Genomic DNA, 21,572 nt, shown 5'->3' with positions numbered 1-21,572 from the left:
TTTAATACTATTCGATAATAAGGACAACAAAACCACTCGATTGGGGGGTAGATGCAAACTTTGCTGATTCAAAATTTTCAATCAGCATTACCTGCTTTTCCTCACACGTATCCGTTTGGTATTGACCTCGTCCATGCTGACAGTAGACGACTGCTAACGAGGCTTCAGGTAGCTTGTCTTTATCCTGAGTAAATACTGACCAGGGATAAACCACAAAGCTTTTTGCCCCATTCAGATAAGGCTCATCGCTGTGTTCTGGTCCGAATATTCGGATATCTTCAACATCAGAATTAACCGGGCAAAGCTCTGAGTTTTCAACAATCACAAACAGCTTTTTCAGATAACCCTGTTGTTGCCACTGACAATCAGTTCCGTGGGCGATCACAAAGCCCTCATCAGTATGTACCTGGCGAACCTTTCCCGCATTCGAGCCAGATTGCAGGGCAATATCAGCTTTACCCTCCAATACCACCATAAATTCTTCCATCGGGTAAGCACCTGCGACCTCTCGCATGCTAGTGGTATCCCAAAGTCCGATATAGATACCTTTATCTTCATCGGATAAAAACTCATGGGTATGTTGAATGGGCATCTCGGATGCAAACATATCATCGCTCAGCTCATCCGGCTCAGCTGCCAATGACTCAATCTGAGTGTTAAAGATTTTGATTTGTTCTGACATAAATAGCGTTTACTGCATTGCTTTGAAGAAGGCGGGATTAACCCGCCTAATAGGTATTAACTAGGGAAAGAGAAACTTACACCTTCACGCACGCCACTTGATGGCCAGCGCTGGGTAATGGTTTTGCGTTTGGTGTAAAAACGAATACCGTCAGGGCCATAGGCGTGAAGGTCGCCGAATAAAGAACGCTTCCAACCACCAAAGCTATGATAAGCAACAGGTACGGGTAAAGGTACATTGATACCAACCATGCCAACCTGGATATGATCTGAGAAATAACGCGCCGCTTCACCATCACGAGTAAAGATACAGGTGCCGTTACCATATTCATGATCATCAATTAGCTGCATCGCTTCTTGCATAGTTTTAACACGCACTACCTGCAGCACCGGTCCAAAAATCTCAACCTTGTAACTGTCCATTTGCGGAGTTACACCGTCAATTAATGTCGCCCCGACAAAATAGCCATCAGGGTGACCCGCAACTTCTGGATTACGGCCATCGACAACAACGGTAGCGCCCTGCTCTTCAGCACTGCCAATAAGACCATTTACGCGATCACGATGCTGGCAGGTGATAACCGGACCAAAGTCATTGCTGGCATCAGAATAGGCGCCGACTTTCAGGCCTTCCATCGCCGTTTTCATTTTAGCGACCAGCTCATCTCCGGCTTTATCACCAACAGCAACCGCCACAGACAACGCCATACAACGCTCACCAGAAGAACCAAATGCTGCACCAAGAAGCTGATTAACGGCATTGTCCATATCCGCATCCGGCATAATGATGGCGTGGTTTTTAGCACCACCTAAAGCCTGGCAGCGTTTGCCATTGGCACTGGCCGTCGCATAAATGTATTCGGCGATTGGTGTCGAACCAACAAAGCTAACCGCTTTAACGCGCTCATCGGTTAGCAGTGTATCAACGGCAACTTTATCGCCGTTAACGACATTCAGTACGCCCGGTGGTAAACCGGCTTCGTGTAATAGTTTGGCGATAAACATGGTAGAGCTTGGATCGCGCTCGGAAGGTTTTAACACAAAGGTGTTACCACAGACGATTGCTAACGGGAACATCCACATAGGGACCATGGCAGGAAAGTTAAAAGGGGTAATACCGGCAACGACACCGAGAGGTTGAAATTCACTCCAGGAATCAATGCCTGGTCCAACGTTACGGCTGTGCTCGCCTTTTAACAGGTGTGGCGCTGCACAGGCAAACTCAACGTTCTCAATACCACGCTGTAATTCACCAGCAGCATCATGGCTGATTTTGCCATGCTCTTCACCAATCAAACGACAGATTTCGTCGGCATTTTGTTCTAACAATTCCTTAAAGCGAAACATGATACGAGCACGCTTAATCGGTGGTGTATTGCGCCACTCTGGAAAAGCCGCCTGCGCACTGGCAATCGCTTCTTCCACGGTGGACTGACTCGCCAGCAGTACTGATTTTTCGGCTTCGCCGGTTGCCGGGTTAAAGACCGATTGTTTTGCTTCATCTAATTGAATATCTTCGCCGTTTATCAAGTGGCCGATGGTGGACATAGTGTTGTTCTCACTTACTTCTAAAATGGGTTAATTGTTTTTCAATCAATCGCGATTGATATTATTCGGTTTCACTCAGGGCATCACCCAGAGCATTAATAAGTAAATCGATTTCGTCGGATTCTGTAGTAAATGGCAAACCCAACTGAATAGTGTCGCCGCCATAACGTACGTAAAAGCCTTTTTGCCAGCAATTCATCGCTATTTCATAAGGACGTAACGCCGGTTGACCATCTTTAGCAGCAATGGTTACGCCACCGGCCAGGCCGTAATTACGAATATCAGTGACATGATTCGCACCTTTCAGCGCATGTAGTTTTTCTGCAAATTCTGGCGCCATCGTGGCAGAACGCTCGATTAGTTGCTCGTTTTCAAGAATATCGAGTGTAGCCAATGCCGCCGCGCAAGCGACAGGGTGTGCCGAATAGGTATAACCATGCGGAAGCTCAAGCATATAATCCGGACCACCGGTTTCCATAAAGGTGTCGTATATTTCCTGCTTGGCAATCACAGCCCCCATAGGCACTACACCATTGGTAATCTGTTTGGCGATAGTCATCAGATCCGGGGTGACGTCAAACTCTTCGGCACCCGTTTTACTGCCAACACGACCGAAAGCGGTAATCACCTCGTCAAAAATCAATAAAATATTGTGTCTGTCACAAATCTCACGAAGTTTTTGCAGGTAACCTTGCGGTGGTGGAATAACCCCGGCACTGCCAGCCATAGGCTCAACAATAACCGCAGCGATATTACTGGCATCATGTAAGGCGATCAATTGCTCCAACTCATCCGCTAGATGAGCTCCAGTTTGTGGCATTCCCTCAACAAAGGTGTTTTCGGGCAACATAGTGTGCGGTAAATGAATGGCATCGATACCCTGGCCATAAAGCGCCCGGTTTGGACCGATACCGCCAACACTGATGCCACCCCAGTTAACGCCATGATAGCCTTTAGCGCGGCCAATAAAACGAGTTTTGCTCGCCTGACCTTTTTTACGCCAATATCCTCGGGCGATTTTTAATGCCGTTTCCACGGACTCGGAACCTGAGCCGGTAAAAAATACCCGATTTAAATTATCCGGCATCCACTCACTGATACGGTGAGCTAGCTCAAATGATTTCGGCTGGCCAAACTGGAATGCCGGTGAGTAATCTAAGTTCTTCGCCTGATTGGCAATTGCCTCGGCAATTTCTGTACGGCCGTGGCCGGCGCCACAGGTCCATAAGCCCGACAAGCCATCAAATATTTTACGACCTGAACTGTCTGTGTAATAACGCCCTTGAGCACCAGTGATTAATCTTGGGTCCTGCTTAAACTGGCGATTACCCGTAAAAGGCATCCAGTGGGATTCAAGCTGTTCTGAGCTGAGGCCACAAAATTTATTATCTGTTGTCATTTTTTGTACCTGTTGCTGCGGCAACGAAGATTCATTACCGTTAAATTGTTTAAGACTTATTATTGATGAAAATATAGATTATTAAATCCATATTTATTAAAGTTAAGTTAAGTAAATAGTTAACTTATAGATATGATCCAAAATACAACTCTGCTTCCTCGCCAATTGGGGGATAGCCATATTCGTCTGCTGCGGATTTACAAGTCGGTGGTGGAAAACGGCGGCTTTGCCAATGCTGAGGTGGATTTAAATATCTCTAAACCAGCAATTTCGCAGGCAATAAGTGAATTGGAATCTCTGTTAGCAATGCGCCTGTGTAATCGTGGTCGTGCTGGTTTTTCAGTAACCGAACAGGGGCAACAGGTCTATCTCTCGACGTTACAGTTATTAGCAAGTCTCGAGACCTTTCGTAGTCAGATAAATGGCATTAATACCGAACTTACTGGTGAGCTAAATATTGGTATAACCGATAATATGGTAACGGTGCCGCAGATGCGGATAACCGAAGCGTTAAGACGATTAAAGCAACAGGCTCCGAAAGTGGTGATAAATATTTCAATGATCCCACCTGATGAAGTTGAATCAGGGATCCTTGATGGACATCTACATATTGGGATAGTTCCGCACCTGCGCAGTATTGCCGGGCTAACCTACCAAAGTCTCTATCAGGAAAGATCGCTCCTTTACTGTGCCAATAATCACCCTTTGTTCGATAAAGACTTAAGCATTATCAGTGATCAGGCACTGGCTGGTTATGATGCCGTTGTGCCAACTTACCCACAGTCATTGGAGATAAAACAACAACAGGCAAAACTGAACGCAACCGCGACATCAACCGACAGAGAAGGCATCGCGTTTTTGATTCTTACCGGGCGCTTCATTGGCTTTTTACCTACCCATTTTGCCGAGCGTTGGGTAAAAGAAGATAAGATGCGAGCGGTCGATGAACATAATCGTTATTTTGCCACTAAGTTCTGCGCTATTACCCGCAAAGGTGCACGCAGCAATCTGATACTCGAAGCGTACTTGAGTGCTTTAAGTTAAGAAAATAGCTAATATAAAAACAACAAGAGTCAGCTAGGTATGACGAAAATGCAAAAGTCTGATCAGAAAAGCAATGGATTACTGCGCACCGTGCAAAGTGTATTTGCGGCTTTTATTGGTGTTCAGAGTAATAAGAATCGGGTAGATGATTTTGAAAATGGCAGTGCCATTCAGTTTATTGTGGTTGGCTTGATTGCGGTTATTTTGTTTGTATTAAGTCTGGTGGTTATTGTTTCTGCAGTGTTACCGGACTAAACAAGCATCAACATTTAGGCTTTTGGCTTATAAAGTGCCAACAACTCACCAACTTTATTACGCTTACTCCCCTTTTGAGAAATCGTTCGAGCCACTTTAATGGCCTTAATTTTATCGGCATGTTCGTAAATTTTTCGAGTCCAGATAGTATCGTGATTGGAAATTAACACGGTTACTTGTTTTTGCTGAGTGATTTCTTCAGCAGCATTGGCCAAATCCGCCTGCTCGTCCAAACCAAAACCATTGCCTGCGTAGCTGGTAAAACTTGCGGTTTTACTTAGCGGCACATAAGGTGGATCGCAATAAATCACGTCACCATCTTTAGCGCGGGCGAAAGTCTCTCGATAGTTCTCGCAAACAAATTCGGTAACTTTAGCTTTCTCAGTAAAGGCCTTTAATTCATCTTCCGGGAAGTATGGACGCTTATATTTACCAAACGGGACATTGTAGCCGCCCTTACTGTTATAGCGACACAAACCGTTATAACCATGGCGATTCATGTAAAGGAACAATAGAGAGCGAACATACGGATCATCACTTTCATTAAAGGTTTTACGATTCAGGTAATATTGTTCCGCCTGGTTTTGCTCAGGCGTAAACAAGGCTTTGGCATCTTCGATAAACTGTTCTGAGTCATGCTGCAGCACCTGATAGAGATTAATTAAATCTTTGTTGATGTCGTTAAGCAAATAGTGTGAATACTGGGTATTTAGATAAACACTGGCAGCACCAGCAAACGGCTCGATCAAGCGACCACCTTTAGGCAGCATTTTACTGATCGTATCGCTGAGGGTATATTTACCACCTGCCCACTTTAAAAAAGCGCGCTGCTTTTGCTGACTCATTATTCTTTTAGTTATTTAGCTGGTTGAGTTTCGGTCAGGCTTGTAATCACCTGTGCTAATTGCGTCTGAGTTACATCATCGAAAATATCACATTGACCAATCTTCACCGGTAAAATTAGTCGAATGTTGCCATTGAGGTTTTTTTTATCGCGACGCATATGACGGACAAAATCTTCAACAGACATGCTAGCAGGTGCGAGAACTGGCAACTCGAACTCTTCGATAAGTTGCGTAACTAAAGTTACAGCAGTTTCATCAACAAGTCCTAAATCACAAGCCAGTTGCGATGCCATTACCATGCCGGTAGCTACCGCTTCACCATGAAGCCAGGCACCGTAACCCAGTTCTGCTTCAATTGCGTGACCAAACGTATGGCCGAGATTCAGATGCGCTCGCACGCCAGATTCTTTTTCATCTTTAGCAACGATATCGGCTTTAATTGCACAGCAATGCTCAATCATTTTTGCCAGAACCGCCGTATCCTTGTCTTTGATTGCCTGCTTGTTTGTAAGTAACCAATCAAAAAATTCGCGGTCGGCTAGTACACCATATTTAATCACTTCAGCCATTCCAGCAGCGAACTCTCGGGCGGGAAGTGTGATTAACGTATCAAGGTCGATAAATACCGCTTTCGGCTGATAGAAAGCGCCGATCATATTTTTACCTAACGGATGGTTTACCGCGGTTTTACCACCAACGGATGAATCAACCTGAGACAATAATGTAGTCGGGATTTGGATAAAATCGATACCACGCTGGTAACACGCTGCGGCAAAACCGCTGAGATCCCCGGTTACACCGCCACCTAGTGCAACAATCGTTGAATCACGACCATGGCCTTTTTCCAGCATGTGAGCCATAACTTTTTCGAAGTTAGTTAAGTTTTTGCTTGCTTCACCATCTTCAAGGATGATTTCATCGACCTCGAATTGGCAGAGGCTTGTTTTGATGGTAGCTAAGTAAAGAGGGGCAACAACGTCGTTGCTGATAATACATACACGTTTGCCGCGAATGTATTGAGAAAGCAGGTTAGAGTCAGACAATAACCCGCTGTCGATATGAATTGGATAGCTGCGTTCATCCAGTGAAACGTTCAGGCTAGCCATAGTAATTTAGAAGTCCAATCGCTCGATGATTTTGTTCGCCACAATTTTAGCGCTCTGATCATCCGTTTGTACAATTACGTCAGCGATTTCTTCATAAAGAGGATTGCGCTCAACGGCCAGGTTTTCCAGAACAACTCTTGGGTCTTCTTTGGTTTGTAACAACGGACGACGACGATCGCGTTGCGTACGAGCTACTTGCTTGTCGATAGTCGTTTCAAGATATACAACGATACCTCGAGCCGATAAACGATTACGGATTTGCGGGCTGATTACACTACCACCGCCAGTTGCAAGCACGATACCTTGCATGGCTGATAAATCTTCGATAACCGCTTCTTCTCTTACGCGGAATCCTTCTTCACCCTCAAGATCAAAAACCCAAGCAATATCTGCTCCAGTGCGACGCTCAATTTCCTGATCTGAGTCATAGAACTCTAAGTGTAATTTATCTGCCAATTCGCGGCCAATCGTGCTTTTGCCGGCACCCATTGGGCCCACTAGGAAAATGTTACGTTTTTCTGCCATGAGATTACTTTAATACTCGTAAAATTGTTTGGTTAACGGATTGAGGACACTCCTCGAAAAAATTAAGGGCGCAATTATCGCAATTCTTCTAGGTTAATTGCAAGTAATGCGCCGTTAATTTACCCGAAAACTTAAACTCCGGGGTTGTAACGATTATAGAGTCTCTGTAACGATTCGTGGAGTTACGAAAATTAGAAGCTCTTTTTTCTCGTTAAATTCGCTGCTAGTTCTGAATAACCAGCCAACGTAAGGGATATCTCCGAGGAATGGGACTTTTGAAACGGCATTGATGATTTGTTGTTGGTAAATACCACCAAGAACAATTGTTTCACCGTTATTTACCAATACCTGGGTGGCAATTTCCTGAGTATCAATTGCAGTCGCCTGACCGGTACCCGTTTGTACCGTATCACCTCGGGTATCCTGTGTGATAACCAAATCGAGGATAATGCGATTGTCCGGGGTAATTTGCGGTGTTACACGCAAACCAAGAACCGCTTTCTTAAAGGTAACCGAGGTAGCACCGGAAGAAGCTGCCTGTACGAATGGGATTTCAGTACCCTGCTCAATATAGGCTTCTTTTTGGTTAGACGTAGTGATACGAGGACTGGCGATAATTTCACCTCTGTTTTCCTGCTCTAGAGCCGATAGCTCGAGGTCAAGGATGGTGCCGTCAGCAAGACGAGCAACCTGAAAGGCAATTGCACCAGCAGGATCTGCTACCGGTAAATTCACATTTAATCTGTCAGTGATATCTGGAACACCGTTAGCATTGGCAGTATCGGCGCCAACCAAGGTTCCCGACATCGCTGCATCACCATCGTTATGAGTAAGTCCCCAACGAATACCTAAGTCTTCACTAATGTTATCTTTCACCGTAACCATACGAGATTCGATAACTACCTGGCGAATTGGAATATCCAAAACATTAAGCATACGTTTAACGTCTTCAATACTCTTGGCAGTATCTCGAATAAGCAAGGTATTAGTCCGCTCATCAACGGTCACGCTGCCGCGTTCAGATAGTAAACTGGTACCTTCGTTTTTAAGGAGGTTAGCAAAATCAGCAGCTTTAGCATAGTTAACCTGCACGTATTCACTGTATAGCGGTGCCAATTCGGTAACTTGTTGCTGAGCTTGTAAATCTCTGGCTTCACGGGCAATCAGTTCATCGTTTGGTGCGATCATCAGGATGTTGCCATCCATCCGCTTACCCAAGCCTTTGACCTTAAGAATAATATCAAGCGCCTGATCCCACGGAACACCGTCTAAACGTAAGGTGATGTTACCCGCAACCGTATCGGACGTTACCAGGTTAAAGCCGTTATAATCGGCAATAATCTGCAGTACGGTACGAATCGGAATGTCCTGGAAGTTCAGGGAAATGGCTTTACCGTTAAACGATTCACCATCTTCAAGATAAGACTTTTTCGCTTCCATTTCTTTGATAGAAAGTGAAAAGATATTGTCTACTTGGTTGTGCTCAAAGCTAAATGGACGGTCAGTTTCGATTTCAATTCGGGCGTTATCACCGTTTTTGAAAGTCTCGATGCTGGTTACCAGGGTACCGAAATCCGAAACATCTAGCTTATATAGAAGTTCATCAAGAATACTGGTGTTATAAAACACCATTTCAATCTTGCCCAGCACCTCTTTTACATCAACCAATGATTGGCTATCATCCAAAAATACCAATACCTGACCTGATTCCTCGTCACCTTTACGAAAATCGATCGCCTGGATGTTATTGATGAATGACGAATCGTCGTTGTCGGCCGCTGGTGCTTGTTCGTAACCACCAAGGCTGTTTAGTAAGATAACAAACTTACCTTCAACAATTCCCGCCTGGTAAACTTTAAGGTCATCAAGATAGATATCGGCGGTAACTTTACCCCCAGATTTCTTTACTCGAATATTCTTTATACCGGCGTGATTAACGTCAGTTTGCGTTAATGGTTCAACAAATTCCTCGGCATCGAAAGTAATTTCGATACGTGCTGGGTCAGTAAAAGACTTGACCTGAGGCTCTGTGGTTAATGGTTCGTTAAAACCGAAAGTAAATTCGATTTCATCGGCCAATAACGTATTGTAATAAATGTCATTTAGTTCGGTTTCTGCTTTGGAGGAAAAAGATATTAATATCAAAACCGCAGAAAATAAAACACCAAGGGTCTGGCGCGCCACATTTAGGCCTGAATTATAATTATTATTCTTCATAATTATGAGTTCCCTTGCCCCTCTTGATCCTGGTCAATCATACTTAACGTAGTCTCACGTTCTACCCAACAGCCTGCGCCATCCGGTATCAACTCAACAATAATGACTTCTTCCTGGCCTACATTAGTAATGCGACCATTGTACAAGCCTAAATAACTCCCTATGGAAACACGATGTAAGGTGGTATCAGAAGCTTCAACTAAAGCCCAGATAATACCTTCATCTCCAAGGGTGCCTCTCATGTTAAGGCTTTCCAGCGCAAATTTTTCCAGGGGCTGCTTACGCCGCATTGGATCCGGATGCAAACAATCAGTCATTTGTTGCATTTTTTCCTGAATGGCTTCCGGTTTTGGTGCAACGAAGGGACTGCGCAGTGCAAACGCCGAATAATCGAAATGATTAAATTCGGTTAATGTTGGCATAGGCTTAATCGTGCTGGTCGTCGTTGCCTTAACATGTTCTGTATATTCTTTAATGTCGCTTAGATCATCAAAGCAAGCCGATAAGAAAAATACAGAAAGTAATACTAAATAGCGCATTATTTACTCTCCCTGTACTTATATGTTTTGGCTTGTAATTTTAAACTCAATGAGCTTTCGCCACCTTTGTCATCACCCACAATGGTAAAATCATGGAGCGTAACGATACGAGGTAACCCCGCGACTTTACTCACAAATTCTCCGAAATCATGGTAACTTCCCGTGACTTCAACTTCAATGGGTAATTCAACATAGAATTCCTGAGGAATCTCTGGCTGCCAATTTAATTTCTTAAAATCAAGACGGCTGGTTGTACCCACAAAGGTAATATCATCAAGCAAACCCGGGGTCTCATGACTTTCCGGAAGACGTTTAACCTGATTTCGAAATAACTCTTCCGCTTCTTCCATCTGTTCACGAAACTGGTCAAGATTCGCTGCAATTTTATATTTCGCCTTGTATTGGACCCGTAAGTCACTTTCTTTAGCAATTGCTCCTTCCAGCTCACCGACTTTATCGGTAACTAACAAATAGTTCGCTAAAAAGCCCAGGGAAACGACCATAATAATCGCAAGGCCTATTTTTGCGGCCTTAGGCCACTGACCAATATTATCTAACTCGAGGTTATTAAACTGATCCCAATCTATATTCTTAAAATCCATTAGCGACCTCCTACACTTTTGCCTCTGCGCTTACCTTCGGTCGATGCGTTTTCATCGATAAGGCCTTTTATGCGAAGGTTCATTCTAAAGTCACTAAGTAATTTGTTTTCCGAACCACTGGCAGTAATCGATTGCAATTCTGCATCGGTCAGTAATTCCGAACTCTGGATTTCACGAATCATATTGGCGAGATGGTTATTTGATTCGCTCTTGCCAACAATAGACAGATCAGGCCCATTTTTTTCAAGTTTTACCAAATACACCCCTGATGGAACGATTTTGGCTATTTCATCCAGTACCTGAGTACCAACGTTACGGCTTTTCTGCAATTGTTCGATTAGTTTCATCCGCTGGATAAGATCTTGTTTCTTCTGTTCCAACGTTTTAATTTCAGCAATCTTGGTATCCAACACTTTAATTTCGTTAGTAAGGTATTGGTTTCTCGCTAGTTGTCCGTCGATGCGCGCCTGATAATAGGTGCTAATCAAGAAAAACACTAAAAAGGTTACCAGCGCCAGAAACGCGAGAATGGACAAATATTGCTGTTGTTGCAGCCGTTGCGCCTCTTCCCGCCAGGGAAGGAGGTTTATATGTGGCATGGTGAAAAACTCCTTAACGCAAGTCCAGAAGCAACCATTAGTTGGGGGGCGACTTTGGCAAGTTCTATTTGGTCGACATCAACACTAATACTCATGTTGTTAAACGGATCAGCAACAATGGTATGGATACCCAATTCCGTGGTCAATAATTCTTTGATGCTTTCCAGGTTGGCACTACCACCGGAAACCACCAGATAATCAAGTTTATCTTTACCACTGAACGTCAAATACATTTGAATAGCGCGGCGAATTTGTTGAATCAAAGTCGTCTGAAAAGGTGCCAGTACTTCAAAGGTATAGGTCGGTGGCAGATTACCGGACAATTTTTCCCTTTCCGCTTCTTCAAAAGATTTATTGTAATAAGAAACAATTGAGCGGGTATATTGTTCCGAACCAAACAGCTGATCTCTCGTGTAGATATTTTTACCATCTTCAGGAACAGCAAACAAGGTCATGGTGGCACCGATATCGATGTAAGCGACGACTTTATCCTGGGCATCATCCGGCAACATAGGCAGACACAGGTCGCTAGCGCGAGCCAGTGCATAGGATTCTACGTCTACAACCTTGGTCTGAAACCCTCCGGTTTCCAATGATGAAACCCGTGCTTCTATCGTTTCGGTACGTACCGCACTTAACAGAATATTATTTTTACTTGGATCGGCATCATTAACTTCGAGTTTTTCGAAATCCAGACTAACTTCATCGAGTGGATAAGGGATTAGGCTGTCAGCTTCAATTTCGATTTGACTGGCCAGCTCATCATCCGTAAGTGAGACATCCATGTAGATAGTTTTGGTAATTACCGTTGAGCCAGATACGGCTACTGCGGCGTTACTAACCGAGGACATGACTTTCTTGCGGATTTTGCGAATGATCGCACCTACGGCCTCGATATCCTGAACCTTACGCTCAACGATAGCGCCTTTGGGCATTGGCTCGATAGCATAGGCATCCAGCTGATACCCCTGTGCACTTTCACTGATCAGTACCGCTTTTACAGAATGCGAGCCAATATCAACACCTACCATTAATGAGGCGTTCTTATTCCATAATTTACTTAGCATAACTTCCCATACATGTTGTTATTAATCTTTGCTTGGGGGCTCTGGATTGTTCTGTGTACGCTTTTTACCTGCCAAAATTGCCTGCAAAGCGATCCCTTCTTCCATGAATGTGTCAAAATTTTTTACAATTGACAAGCAGAGTTGCAAAAAAGTCAAACACTTGCGCGACATTCCACAGTAAAATGCCATCACCGTTCGAACCATTTAACCATAAGTTACAATAAAAATACATTTATTGACACCAAAATACCGATATACTAGGGGTATTAGGGATACATTATTTATAAAAATTCTATTGGAATCAGTTAAGTGGTATTGATTAAACGTCTTCTACAATTTTCTTTGCTCGTCGCAATCATTGGCATCACCACACTGGTAGGGTTTTACTTCCATATGAAGGACGACTTACCAAGCGTGGCTGTGCTGAAGGATATTAACCTGCAGACCCCGATGAAAATTTACTCTGCCGATGGCGAGTTGATTTCACAGTTTGGGGAAAAAAGACGAATCCCGGTAAAACTTGAAGATATGCCGGAACAACTAATCGAAGCGTTTCTGGCAACAGAGGATAACCGCTTTTACCAACATTTTGGTGTAGACCCTGTGGGTATGGGTCGAGCGGTATGGGGTCAGATTATCGGCGTCCATCGCGGCGGTGCTTCAACGATAACCATGCAGACAGCACGAAACTTCTTCCTGACCCGTGAACAGACCTATACTCGAAAACTTCGCGAAATCTTCATATCGTTGCATATGGAAAGCCTTTTAACTAAAGATGAAATTCTTGAACTTTATTTGAATAAAATCGAGTTAAGCCATCGAGCTTTTGGTGTTGGCGCAGCGGCGCAGGTTTACTATGGCAAGCAGCTAAATGAATTAACTTTAGGTGAGATGGCGGTGATCGCAGGACTGCCAAAAGCACCATCGACATACAATCCGATCAGTTCGCCTGAACGTGCTAAATTCCGTCGCACCACAGTTTTGCAGCGAATGCTAGCTAGTGGTTATATCACTGAAGAAGAATACCACCAGGCGAATAATGAAGAGATACGTACCAAACGACATGGTGCGCAGATTGAATTGAGCGCGCCATATGTGGCTGAAATGGCTCATAAAAAAGTGCTTGAGATGTATCCTCGCGATATTGCCTACAACGAAGGGTTTAAGATCTATACCACGGTCTCTTCTGCAATGCAGCGAGCGGCACAAGCATCGGTCAGGAAAAATATCTACGCCTACGATGAGCGACACGGTTATCGTGGTCCGGTAGATCGTCTTTGGATCAGTAAAGACAATCGCGATGCGCTCCTTTCTCGACTGAGTCAGAGATTAACCGATCAAGAATTATCCGAGTTAATGACGCAACTTGATGCGTTGCCGGAATCTGAGCCGGAAGAAGAAATCATCATTGAACAACTCGAAGATGTAGAAACCTATCAGGATTTGTTCGCAGCAATTGTCCTGGAAGTCGAAGAGCAACAAGCGTTGCTGTTATTAAAAGACCAATCCCGAGTCATGCTCGAGTGGCAAGGCATGGCTTGGGCACGAGCATACCTAGGTGACAAACGTCAGGGCAAAGCGCCATCAACTGCGGCCGAGATTCTAACGCCAGGTGAGGTAGTTTATCTTCGCAACAATGAAACCGGTTTGCAGTTAAGTCAGCTACCTGATGTTTCTGCTGCTGTGGTGGCAATATCCCCGGATTCAGGAGCGATTATTTCCAGCGTTGGCGGTTATAGCTTTAAGCAAAGCCAGTTCAACCGCGTGACACAAGCAAATCGTCAGGTTGGCTCGAATATCAAGCCGTTTGTATATTCCGCCGCCCTTGAAAATAACTACACGTTGGCAAGTGTGATTAACGATGCACCGATTAACCAGTGGGATCGTCGCTCCGGTTTTACCTGGCGTCCGAAAAATTCACCGGCTGTTTATGAAGGCCCTTTGCGCGTGCGTACGGGTCTGGCTAAATCGAAAAACGTGATTTCGGTGCGTTTACTTCGTGGTATCGGTCTTGAAACCCTGATAAACCACTTAAGTAAATTTGGTTTTGATCGTGAGGAGCTGCCTCGCAACGAATCTCTGGCTCTCGGTTCTGCATCACTAACGCCGCTGCAAATCGTTACCGGTTTTGCAGCATTTGCTAATGGCGGTTATTTAGTTGAACCGTACGTTATTGATCGTATAGAAAATCGCGATGGTGAAGTGATTTATCAGGCAAATCCAAAAATGGCCTGTTATTCTTGTGAACTGGCGCAGCTAGAATATGCGAATAACCTGGATACCTTAGATAGCATTGATTTAGAACTGTTAACTCAGCCGCTGGCAAAACGTATTATCAGCCGCCAAAACGCGTTCTTGATTGCTGATGCGATGAATTCTGTTATTTGGGGCGGCGGCGGAAACTGGTCTGAAGGCACTGGCTGGTCAGGTACAGGTTGGCGCGCAAAACAATTGCAGCGCCGTGATATCGCCGGAAAAACCGGAACCACTAACGAATCAAAAGATGCCTGGTTTACTGGTTTTAGCCGTCGTATCGCCGCTAGCTCGTGGATAGGGTTCGATGATCCAAAACGGAATCTGGGCCGCACCAGTTCTAACCGCAACCTGGGTACCGGACAAACTGTGGGCGCTGAAGCAGGTGCCAATGCCGCGCAACCATTCTGGATAGATTTTATGGCTACAGCGCTTGAGAATTACCAACCAGAGCCATTTGAGCAACCAGAAGAAGTGGTATCCATTCGCATCGATCGCCTGACTGGTAAGCGCAGTGATAAAACCGATAACAGCTCAATCTTCGAGTATTTTATCAAGGGTAGTGAGCCTAATGAGTGGGCAGCGCAGGAAGTGCTGGCGACCGCCATTGAAGGTGAGTCTGAAGAAAGTCCTGAAGACGAGCTATTCTAGTTCAGGTTTGAACTGAACTTGTTATACGTCAAATGAAAAAGCCCCTTTCGGGGCTTTTTTGTATTTGCGAGCATTTTATTTGGGGATAACTAAACGACTTCGTTTATCTCGATGGCATTAAGCATTTGCGGCATCGAATGATGATCACTCAAGTGGTACAGCAATGCTTCTTCATCACAGTTATCCTGTTTCGGACAAAGGTCACAGTCCTTCATTACCTTCTCTGGTAACGCGTCTTTATCACCCTCAATGAAGCCTAAATTAGAGAAAAATTTAGGTTTACGGGTTAGCACGAATACCTTCAGTAGTGACATGGCTTTGGCTCTATCGAGCAGATACTGACAAAGCTTTTGACCATAGCCTTTACCCTGATGATTTACCGAAACCCCTAAAGAACGGATCTCAGCTAAACCGGTTGAATAAACATAAAGCGCCGCACAAGCACATACCTGACCATTAACTTCGACAACAGCAAAATCACGGATACTGCGAATTAGATCTTCTTCGCCGCGAGGCAAATTCTCTTCTCTGGAGGACCAGTAATTAACCAGTTTTACGATGGCACGAATGTCCGTTAACTTGGCATCACGCACTACGAATTTGGCGCTGCCAAACTGATGACGGTTTTGTTCAATCACCTTCTCAACCGGTTCAATACCTGTACCACCGAGGATATTACGTTTATCAACCAGGTATTCGAGCTCAAGAATTGGATAGACATCGTCTTCGATTAGGTTCGAGAACTGCTTAAATTCATCAAGGCGCAGATTCTCAAGCGGCAAACGTTGATTGATAGCATAAAGCACCACGGCACCGGTAATTTCATGGGCGGTTCTAAATGGTACACCTTTTGAAACCAGATAATCGGCTAGCTCAGTGGCATTCGCATAACCTTCACGGGCAGCTTTCTGACAAGCCGCAGAATTCAACTCAATGGAATTGACCACTTCTTTCATCATTACCAGACAGCTCGACCATTGCTCTAGCGCGTCAAACAAGCCTTGCTTATCTTCTTGCATATCCTTGTTATACGCCAGAGGCAGGCCTTTTAATGTAACCAGTAGCGCCTGTAATGAGCCGAATACTCGCCCGGTTTTACCACGCATTAATTCCAGCGCATCCGGATTTTTCTTCTGTGGCATCAATGAGCTGCCAGACGTTACCTGATCGCCAAGGGTAATAAAGTTGGCTTCACCAGAATTGAAGAAAATCAAATCTTCAGCAAAACGGGATAAATGCATCATCCCGGTGCTGGCAGCAAATAATAAATCAAGCACGTAATCTCTGTCAGATACCGCATCCAAAGAGTTCATACATGGACCATCAAACCCTAGAGATTCTGCTAATTTATAACGGTCAATATCATAGGTTGTACCCGCAAGAGCCGCACAACCTAAAGGTGACTGATTTAAGCGCACCCGAGCATCTTCCAAACGAGAAATATCACGTTTGAGCATTTCTACATAGGCCATACACCAGTGGGCAAACCTTACTGGCTGGGCACGTTGTAAATGGGTATACCCAGGCAGAATATGGTGCTTGTTGTTATCCGCTAAATTGAGTAACTCCTGCACGCAAGACGTCAGGGTTTTCAGCAAGATGTCGACCTGTTCACGTGACCAAAGACGCAAATCCGTAGAAACCTGATCATTACGGCTTCTGCCCGTATGCAATTTACGAGCAACATCACCTAGCGTCAGGGTTAATTCCGCCTCTACCCAGGAATGGATATCTTCGGCACTGGATTCACTAAAATCCACTTCACCATTTTCAACCTTAGCAGCAAGGTCTAACAGCCCCTGCTCAAGTTGCTGTTGCTCTTCTACCGTTAATACACCGGCTTTTTGAATCGCTTTCGACCAGCCGATGGAACCCTGAATATCTTGATGCACTAAAACGTGGTCAAACGGCAAGCTGTCGTTGAACGCCTTAAATTTATCACTGCTACCGGATTGAAACCGGCCCCCCCATAACGCCATGTTATTTCTCCTGGGCCTTTAAGGCACCGATACGACTGGACAGGCTGAATAAACGAATAAAGCCTTCCGCATGTTTTTGATCATAGACATCATCTTCGCCAAAGGTGGCAAATTCTTCTGAATAAAGGCTGTTTTCCGAACGACGTTGAGTAACTGTCGCCTGACCTTTATACATTTTCACCACAACATCACCACTTATTTTCTCAGCAAAAGATTCACATGCAGCCAGTTGTGCTTTCGCTAATGGCGTAAACCAACGACCGTCATAAATGACATGGGAGAACTCTAGACCAACGGATTCTCGGAACTTCAACGACTCTTTATCTAAAATCAACGACTCAAGACCTTTGTAAGCTGCCATCAATACCGTACCACCCGGGGTTTCATAACAACCACGGGACTTCATACCCACCAGACGGTTTTCCACAATATCGATTCGCCCAACGCCGTGCGCTGCCGCTTTATCATTCAGATATACCAGAGCTTCATATGGAGATAATGGATGACCGTCGACTTTAACCAGTTCGCCTTTGTCAAAGCTTAGGGTTACAGAACCTGGTTCATTTGGCGCGTCCATCGGATCTACCGTCATCGTCCAAACTTCTTTTGACGGTTCACACCACGGGTCTTCCAGCTCACCACCTTCATGGGAAATATGCCAGGCATTGGCATCGCGGGAATAGATTTTCGTTAAGGACGCGGCACATGGAATATTACGCTCGTCGAGATACGCCAGCAGGTCTTCACGGGATACCATGTCCCACTCACGCCATGGGGCGATAACTTTTAACTGCGGTGCAAGAGCGGCAAAACAGGCTTCAAAGCGCACCTGATCGTTACCTTTACCGGTACAGCCATGACAGACGGCATCAGCACCCACTTTCAACGCCACTTCAACGTGGGCTTTAGCAATTACCGGCCGAGCCATAGACGTACCTAGCAGGTATTGGCCTTCATAGACAGCACCGGTTTTAAGAATCGGATAAATGTAATCTTTAACAAACTCTTCTTTTAAATCGACAACGTGACACTCGCTAGCACCTGAAGCGATGGCTTTTTCCTGAATACCTGCAAGCTCTTCTTCACCCTGACCAACATCAGCGCAAAAAGCCACAACTTCACAGCCATCATAGTTTTCTTTTAACCATGGAATGATCGCCGAGGTATCCAAACCACCTGAATATGCTAATACAACTTTTTTAATATTCTTAACCATAATCTTACTTCTCATTAATCTTTTAAAAGGGTTACCAGCACAGCGTTTTGTGCCCACATCCGGTTTTCAGCCTGAACAAATGCCAGAGACTTCTCTGAATCAAACAGACTGGTGGTAATTTCTTGTTGCAAATGCGCCGGTTGGCAATGCATAACAGCAGAAGCCCCGGATTTCGCCATTAAGGCTTCGTTGACCTGATACGGCATAAAGGTGTTAAGGATTTCCTCGACCTTGGTGTTATCACCCATGGAAATCCAGGTGTCGGTATAAATGGCCTGCTGTTCACCGATATCATTAATATCGTGGCTGACTTTAAATTTAGCACCACTGGCCGTAGCCAACTTATCGGCCTGTTCTATAAATTCCTGACTCGGACCGTAACCTTGTGGGGTAATAACCGTGACATTAGCACCGAGAATACTGCCCATTAGCATCAGTGAGTTTGAGACATTATTGCCGTCACCAACATAGGCTAAGTTAAGGTTTTCAACGCTACCAAAGGTTTCCGTTAAGCTTTGAAAATCAGCAAGGGCCTGGCAAGGATGGTATTTATCACAAAGGGCGTTTACCACGGGAATGCCGGCATGCTCTACCATCTCTTCCAGTACCTGGTGGTCAAATACACGGGCGACAATGGCATCGGCCCAACAGGCGAGATTTTTCGCCACATCTTTTACCCGCTCACGTTTCCCTAACTGACCATTTTGCTGGCCGATGTAAAGGCTGTGACCACCAAGCTTCTGGATCCCGATATCAAGGCTGACATGGGTACGTAACGATGGCTTTTCGAAAAGTGTAACAATCGATTTACCCTTCAGGGCCTGGCTGTAATTTTCTGGATTTTGTTTAATATCGATAGCGAGTTTAATTAAGTTTTCTAACTCAGCTTTGCTCGCCTGAGTATCAGCAATATAGTGTTTCATTGACGTAAGTATCCTGTGATTTTAAAAAGTTATTATTCGTTTGGCTCAATGCGGGTACCTAGTAGCTCGCCGTGATGCAACGTTAGAAGTTGCTCAGGTGCTTTCCAGCTGGTAACCGCGATACTTCGTCGTAATCGGTTGGCTGCCGCAAACGCGGCGTTTACTTTGGCGATCATGCCGCCGGCAATGATGCCATCGGTAATAAGTTGTTTGGCGTCTTGTTGGTTTAATGATGTTAAATATTCGCCATTGGCACCTTTAACACCAGCAACGTCGGTCAGTAACAGCAATTCTCCATCGATTAATTCACTGATGGCAACGGCGGCATCATCGGCATTGACGTTAACCAGTTGCCCATCGGCTAACTGACCAATAGAACAGATGATTGGCAACATATTTGCTGATTTCGCTGATTTTGATGATAGTAAAGAGTTAAGAATGTCAGCATTTGCAGGTGATGGAATACCGACCTGCCCCAGTTCTTTGTCTGCGGGTTTACAATGGACCATGTTGCCATCGTGCAGCGCCAGGCCAACCGCATTAATTGACTTGCTATTAGCTTGAGCGACAAGCTGTTTATTTACAGTTCCCGCTAAAGCGCCGCTGATTATCGGCATGTGTTCTTTAGCACTTACCCGTAAACCATTTATTTTGTCACTGCTAAAGCCGGCCTGAGATAAATGCTCATCGACAATACAACCGCCACCGTGAACAATGACCACGCCACGATCTTTTTGCAGTGTTAGTAACACTGAAAACAAGTTATCCAGTGCCGCGGCGTTCTCCATAATGGCGCCGCCAATTTTTATAACTAGCGGATTCATTTTAAAGCTCCCGCTTGTGTTGTTGCAGTAAGTGCGGTGCTAACCGGTTGTGCCATCGCCAGATTAAAACACTGCACCGCTTGAGATGCTGCGCCTTTTAGCAAATTATCAATTACACAACTAACCACCAAAATTTGTTTTTGCTCATCATATTGCCAGTGCAGGTTCGCAAACGGTGTATTGCTGACATCATCAATCTTTGGCCAGCTTTGCGTTACCCGCACTAACGGTGTGCTTTGTTCGCTATATGCATTGGCAAACGCCTTAGCTACATCGTTCTTAGTAACATCTGACTGACAGTGAACGGTAACTGTCGCCATCAGGCCGCGTTTAAACGGTGCTAAATGCGGATTAAAAATGACCGAATGACCACATTCCTGGCTAATTTCCGGTTGGTGCCTGTGCTTTAAAATATTGTAAGCCGTCAAGCTGACTTCATTGAATGACGAAGCCAGAGATGCTTTACGACCAGCGCCACTGACACCACTGATGCCATTAACAATGATATGGGTGTCTGCTTTTTGTAAGCCCGCCATGGTAATTGGCTTAGTCGCTAATAGACTTGCTGTCGGGTAGCAACCTGGCACTGCGACTAATGAGGTGGTGCTGATTTGTGCATGATTAAATTCGGCAAGGCCATAAACGGCCTGCTCAAGCAATTTGGGATATTGGTGTTCAAAGCCATAATAGGTTGGATAATCTGTCGCCTGGTTTAAACGAAACGCACCGGACAAATCAAAGACTTTTACGCCCTGCTCTAAAAAGGCGCTAGCCCATTGCTGGGAATATTCATGAGGGGTTGCCATAAACACCGCATCAATTGATGCGCCATTTTTCGCTAGCCATTCACTGTTAAACGCCTGCAGGGCTTGTTCGGAAAATTTAGACGTATTCAGAAAGCGAGGATACAGCTGAGAAAATGCCACGCCTTTCGCGTCACTATTTTCCGACACCAATAAATGCATCTCCTCAATAAGAGGATGCTTGGCTAATATGGCTATCAATTCTGCGCCAACATAACCGCTGGCACCTACCACTGCTACTTTCACTTAACTGATTCCTATTTATCGTTTGTCTTTTGAATTAATTACACATTGCAGATATCAGGGCTTTAATCGCCGTTTTTCTGCTTTGCTACACTAGCTTTAGACGTTGTGACTTTTATGACAGGTTTATGTTGAGTAAATAGGCTTATGAATAATTAATCACTTTATGCATAACTATTCACTTTTACCTTCAACCCAAACGCATCCTGTATATAATTTCACCAACTCATTACAACCTAAAGCAATAATTAAC

General features: G+C 44.7%; 19 protein-coding genes. 3 read left to right on the top strand and 16 right to left on the bottom strand.

Going from position 1 to position 21,572, the window contains the following annotated elements:
* Positions 1–7: 7 nt before the first annotated feature.
* From FNC98_RS01125 to FNC98_RS01115, 3 genes are all read right to left on the bottom strand, one after another.
* Positions 8–682: a hypothetical protein gene (locus tag FNC98_RS01125; protein ID WP_143579535.1), complete on the bottom strand. Its 675-nt coding sequence runs from the start codon at positions 680–682 to the stop codon at positions 8–10.
* Positions 683–738: 56 nt separating this feature from the next.
* Positions 739–2,229, bottom strand: a complete 1,491-nt coding sequence (locus tag FNC98_RS01120; protein ID WP_143579534.1) for a CoA-acylating methylmalonate-semialdehyde dehydrogenase — start codon at positions 2,227–2,229, stop codon at positions 739–741.
* Positions 2,230–2,290: 61 nt separating this feature from the next.
* Complete coding sequence (locus FNC98_RS01115) at positions 2,291–3,628, bottom strand: aspartate aminotransferase family protein (protein ID WP_143579533.1); 1,338 nt, start codon at positions 3,626–3,628, stop codon at positions 2,291–2,293.
* A gap of 132 nt (positions 3,629–3,760) precedes the next feature.
* On the opposite strand from FNC98_RS01115, the gene FNC98_RS01110 reads away from it, so the two are divergent.
* Complete coding sequence (locus FNC98_RS01110) at positions 3,761–4,672, top strand: LysR family transcriptional regulator (RefSeq protein ID WP_143579532.1); 912 nt, start codon at positions 3,761–3,763, stop codon at positions 4,670–4,672.
* A gap of 39 nt (positions 4,673–4,711) precedes the next feature.
* The gene (locus FNC98_RS01105; RefSeq protein ID WP_221932909.1) at positions 4,712–4,927 is read left to right on the top strand and encodes a DUF2970 domain-containing protein; all 216 of its coding nucleotides are present in this window, start codon (positions 4,712–4,714) and stop codon (positions 4,925–4,927) included.
* A gap of 14 nt (positions 4,928–4,941) precedes the next feature.
* Here FNC98_RS01105 and FNC98_RS01100 read toward each other — a convergent pair whose 3' ends face one another.
* The 8 genes from FNC98_RS01100 to FNC98_RS01065 form a co-directional block, all read right to left on the bottom strand.
* Entirely contained in the window at positions 4,942–5,772 is an 831-nt protein-coding gene (locus FNC98_RS01100) for a Dam family site-specific DNA-(adenine-N6)-methyltransferase (RefSeq protein ID WP_143579531.1), read from the bottom strand.
* An 11-nt stretch (positions 5,773–5,783) separates the two neighbouring features.
* Positions 5,784–6,878: a 3-dehydroquinate synthase gene (aroB, locus tag FNC98_RS01095; RefSeq protein WP_143579530.1), complete on the bottom strand. Its 1,095-nt coding sequence runs from the start codon at positions 6,876–6,878 to the stop codon at positions 5,784–5,786.
* Positions 6,879–6,884: 6 nt separating this feature from the next.
* Entirely contained in the window at positions 6,885–7,403 is a 519-nt protein-coding gene (aroK, locus tag FNC98_RS01090) for a shikimate kinase AroK (protein WP_143579529.1), read from the bottom strand.
* A gap of 153 nt (positions 7,404–7,556) precedes the next feature.
* Positions 7,557–9,620: a type IV pilus secretin PilQ gene (locus FNC98_RS01085; protein ID WP_143579528.1), complete on the bottom strand. Its 2,064-nt coding sequence runs from the start codon at positions 9,618–9,620 to the stop codon at positions 7,557–7,559.
* A 2-nt stretch (positions 9,621–9,622) separates the two neighbouring features.
* Positions 9,623–10,159: a pilus assembly protein PilP gene (locus FNC98_RS01080; protein WP_143579527.1), complete on the bottom strand. Its 537-nt coding sequence runs from the start codon at positions 10,157–10,159 to the stop codon at positions 9,623–9,625.
* Positions 10,159–10,761: a type 4a pilus biogenesis protein PilO gene (locus tag FNC98_RS01075; protein ID WP_143579526.1), complete on the bottom strand. Its 603-nt coding sequence runs from the start codon at positions 10,759–10,761 to the stop codon at positions 10,159–10,161. The genes FNC98_RS01080 and FNC98_RS01075 overlap by 1 nt, the downstream gene beginning before the upstream one ends.
* Positions 10,761–11,360, bottom strand: a complete 600-nt coding sequence (locus tag FNC98_RS01070; protein WP_143579525.1) for a PilN domain-containing protein — start codon at positions 11,358–11,360, stop codon at positions 10,761–10,763. Before FNC98_RS01070 ends, FNC98_RS01075 begins: the two co-directional genes overlap by 1 nt.
* Positions 11,348–12,427 carry a pilus assembly protein PilM gene (locus FNC98_RS01065; RefSeq protein WP_143579524.1) on the bottom strand — a complete coding sequence of 360 codons (1,080 nt, stop codon included), beginning with the start codon at positions 12,425–12,427 and terminating at the stop codon, positions 11,348–11,350. Before FNC98_RS01065 ends, FNC98_RS01070 begins: the two co-directional genes overlap by 13 nt.
* A 309-nt stretch (positions 12,428–12,736) precedes the next feature.
* Between FNC98_RS01065 and FNC98_RS01060 the strand changes: the two genes are divergently transcribed.
* Positions 12,737–15,331, top strand: coding sequence for a penicillin-binding protein 1A (locus tag FNC98_RS01060; protein WP_143579523.1), 2,595 nt, complete (start codon positions 12,737–12,739; stop codon positions 15,329–15,331).
* A gap of 89 nt (positions 15,332–15,420) precedes the next feature.
* Here FNC98_RS01060 and argH read toward each other — a convergent pair whose 3' ends face one another.
* Genes argH through argC form a run of 5 tightly spaced genes read right to left on the bottom strand, consistent with a single transcriptional unit; the run spans position 15,421 to position 21,322 of the window.
* Positions 15,421–17,310, bottom strand: coding sequence for an argininosuccinate lyase (gene argH, locus FNC98_RS01055; RefSeq protein ID WP_143579522.1), 1,890 nt, complete (start codon positions 17,308–17,310; stop codon positions 15,421–15,423).
* Between the two features lies 1 nt (position 17,311).
* Positions 17,312–18,526 (bottom strand): argininosuccinate synthase, encoded by a 1,215-nt coding sequence (locus tag FNC98_RS01050; RefSeq protein ID WP_185968022.1) that lies wholly within the window; start codon positions 18,524–18,526, stop codon positions 17,312–17,314.
* A 14-nt stretch (positions 18,527–18,540) separates the two neighbouring features.
* Entirely contained in the window at positions 18,541–19,449 is a 909-nt protein-coding gene (locus FNC98_RS01045) for an ornithine carbamoyltransferase (protein ID WP_143579520.1), read from the bottom strand.
* Between the two features lie 32 nt (positions 19,450–19,481).
* Positions 19,482–20,273, bottom strand: coding sequence for an acetylglutamate kinase (argB, locus tag FNC98_RS01040; protein ID WP_143579519.1), 792 nt, complete (start codon positions 20,271–20,273; stop codon positions 19,482–19,484).
* The gene (argC, locus tag FNC98_RS01035; protein ID WP_143579518.1) at positions 20,270–21,322 is read right to left on the bottom strand and encodes an N-acetyl-gamma-glutamyl-phosphate reductase; all 1,053 of its coding nucleotides are present in this window, start codon (positions 21,320–21,322) and stop codon (positions 20,270–20,272) included. Before argC ends, argB begins: the two co-directional genes overlap by 4 nt.
* Between the last annotated feature and the right edge of the window lie 250 nt (positions 21,323–21,572).

It is taken from the genome of Thalassotalea sp. PS06 (assembly GCF_007197775.1).
In the GTDB taxonomy this organism is placed as follows: domain Bacteria; phylum Pseudomonadota; class Gammaproteobacteria; order Enterobacterales; family Alteromonadaceae; genus Thalassotalea_A.
This window is presented reverse-complemented; position numbering and strand designations above follow the sequence as displayed.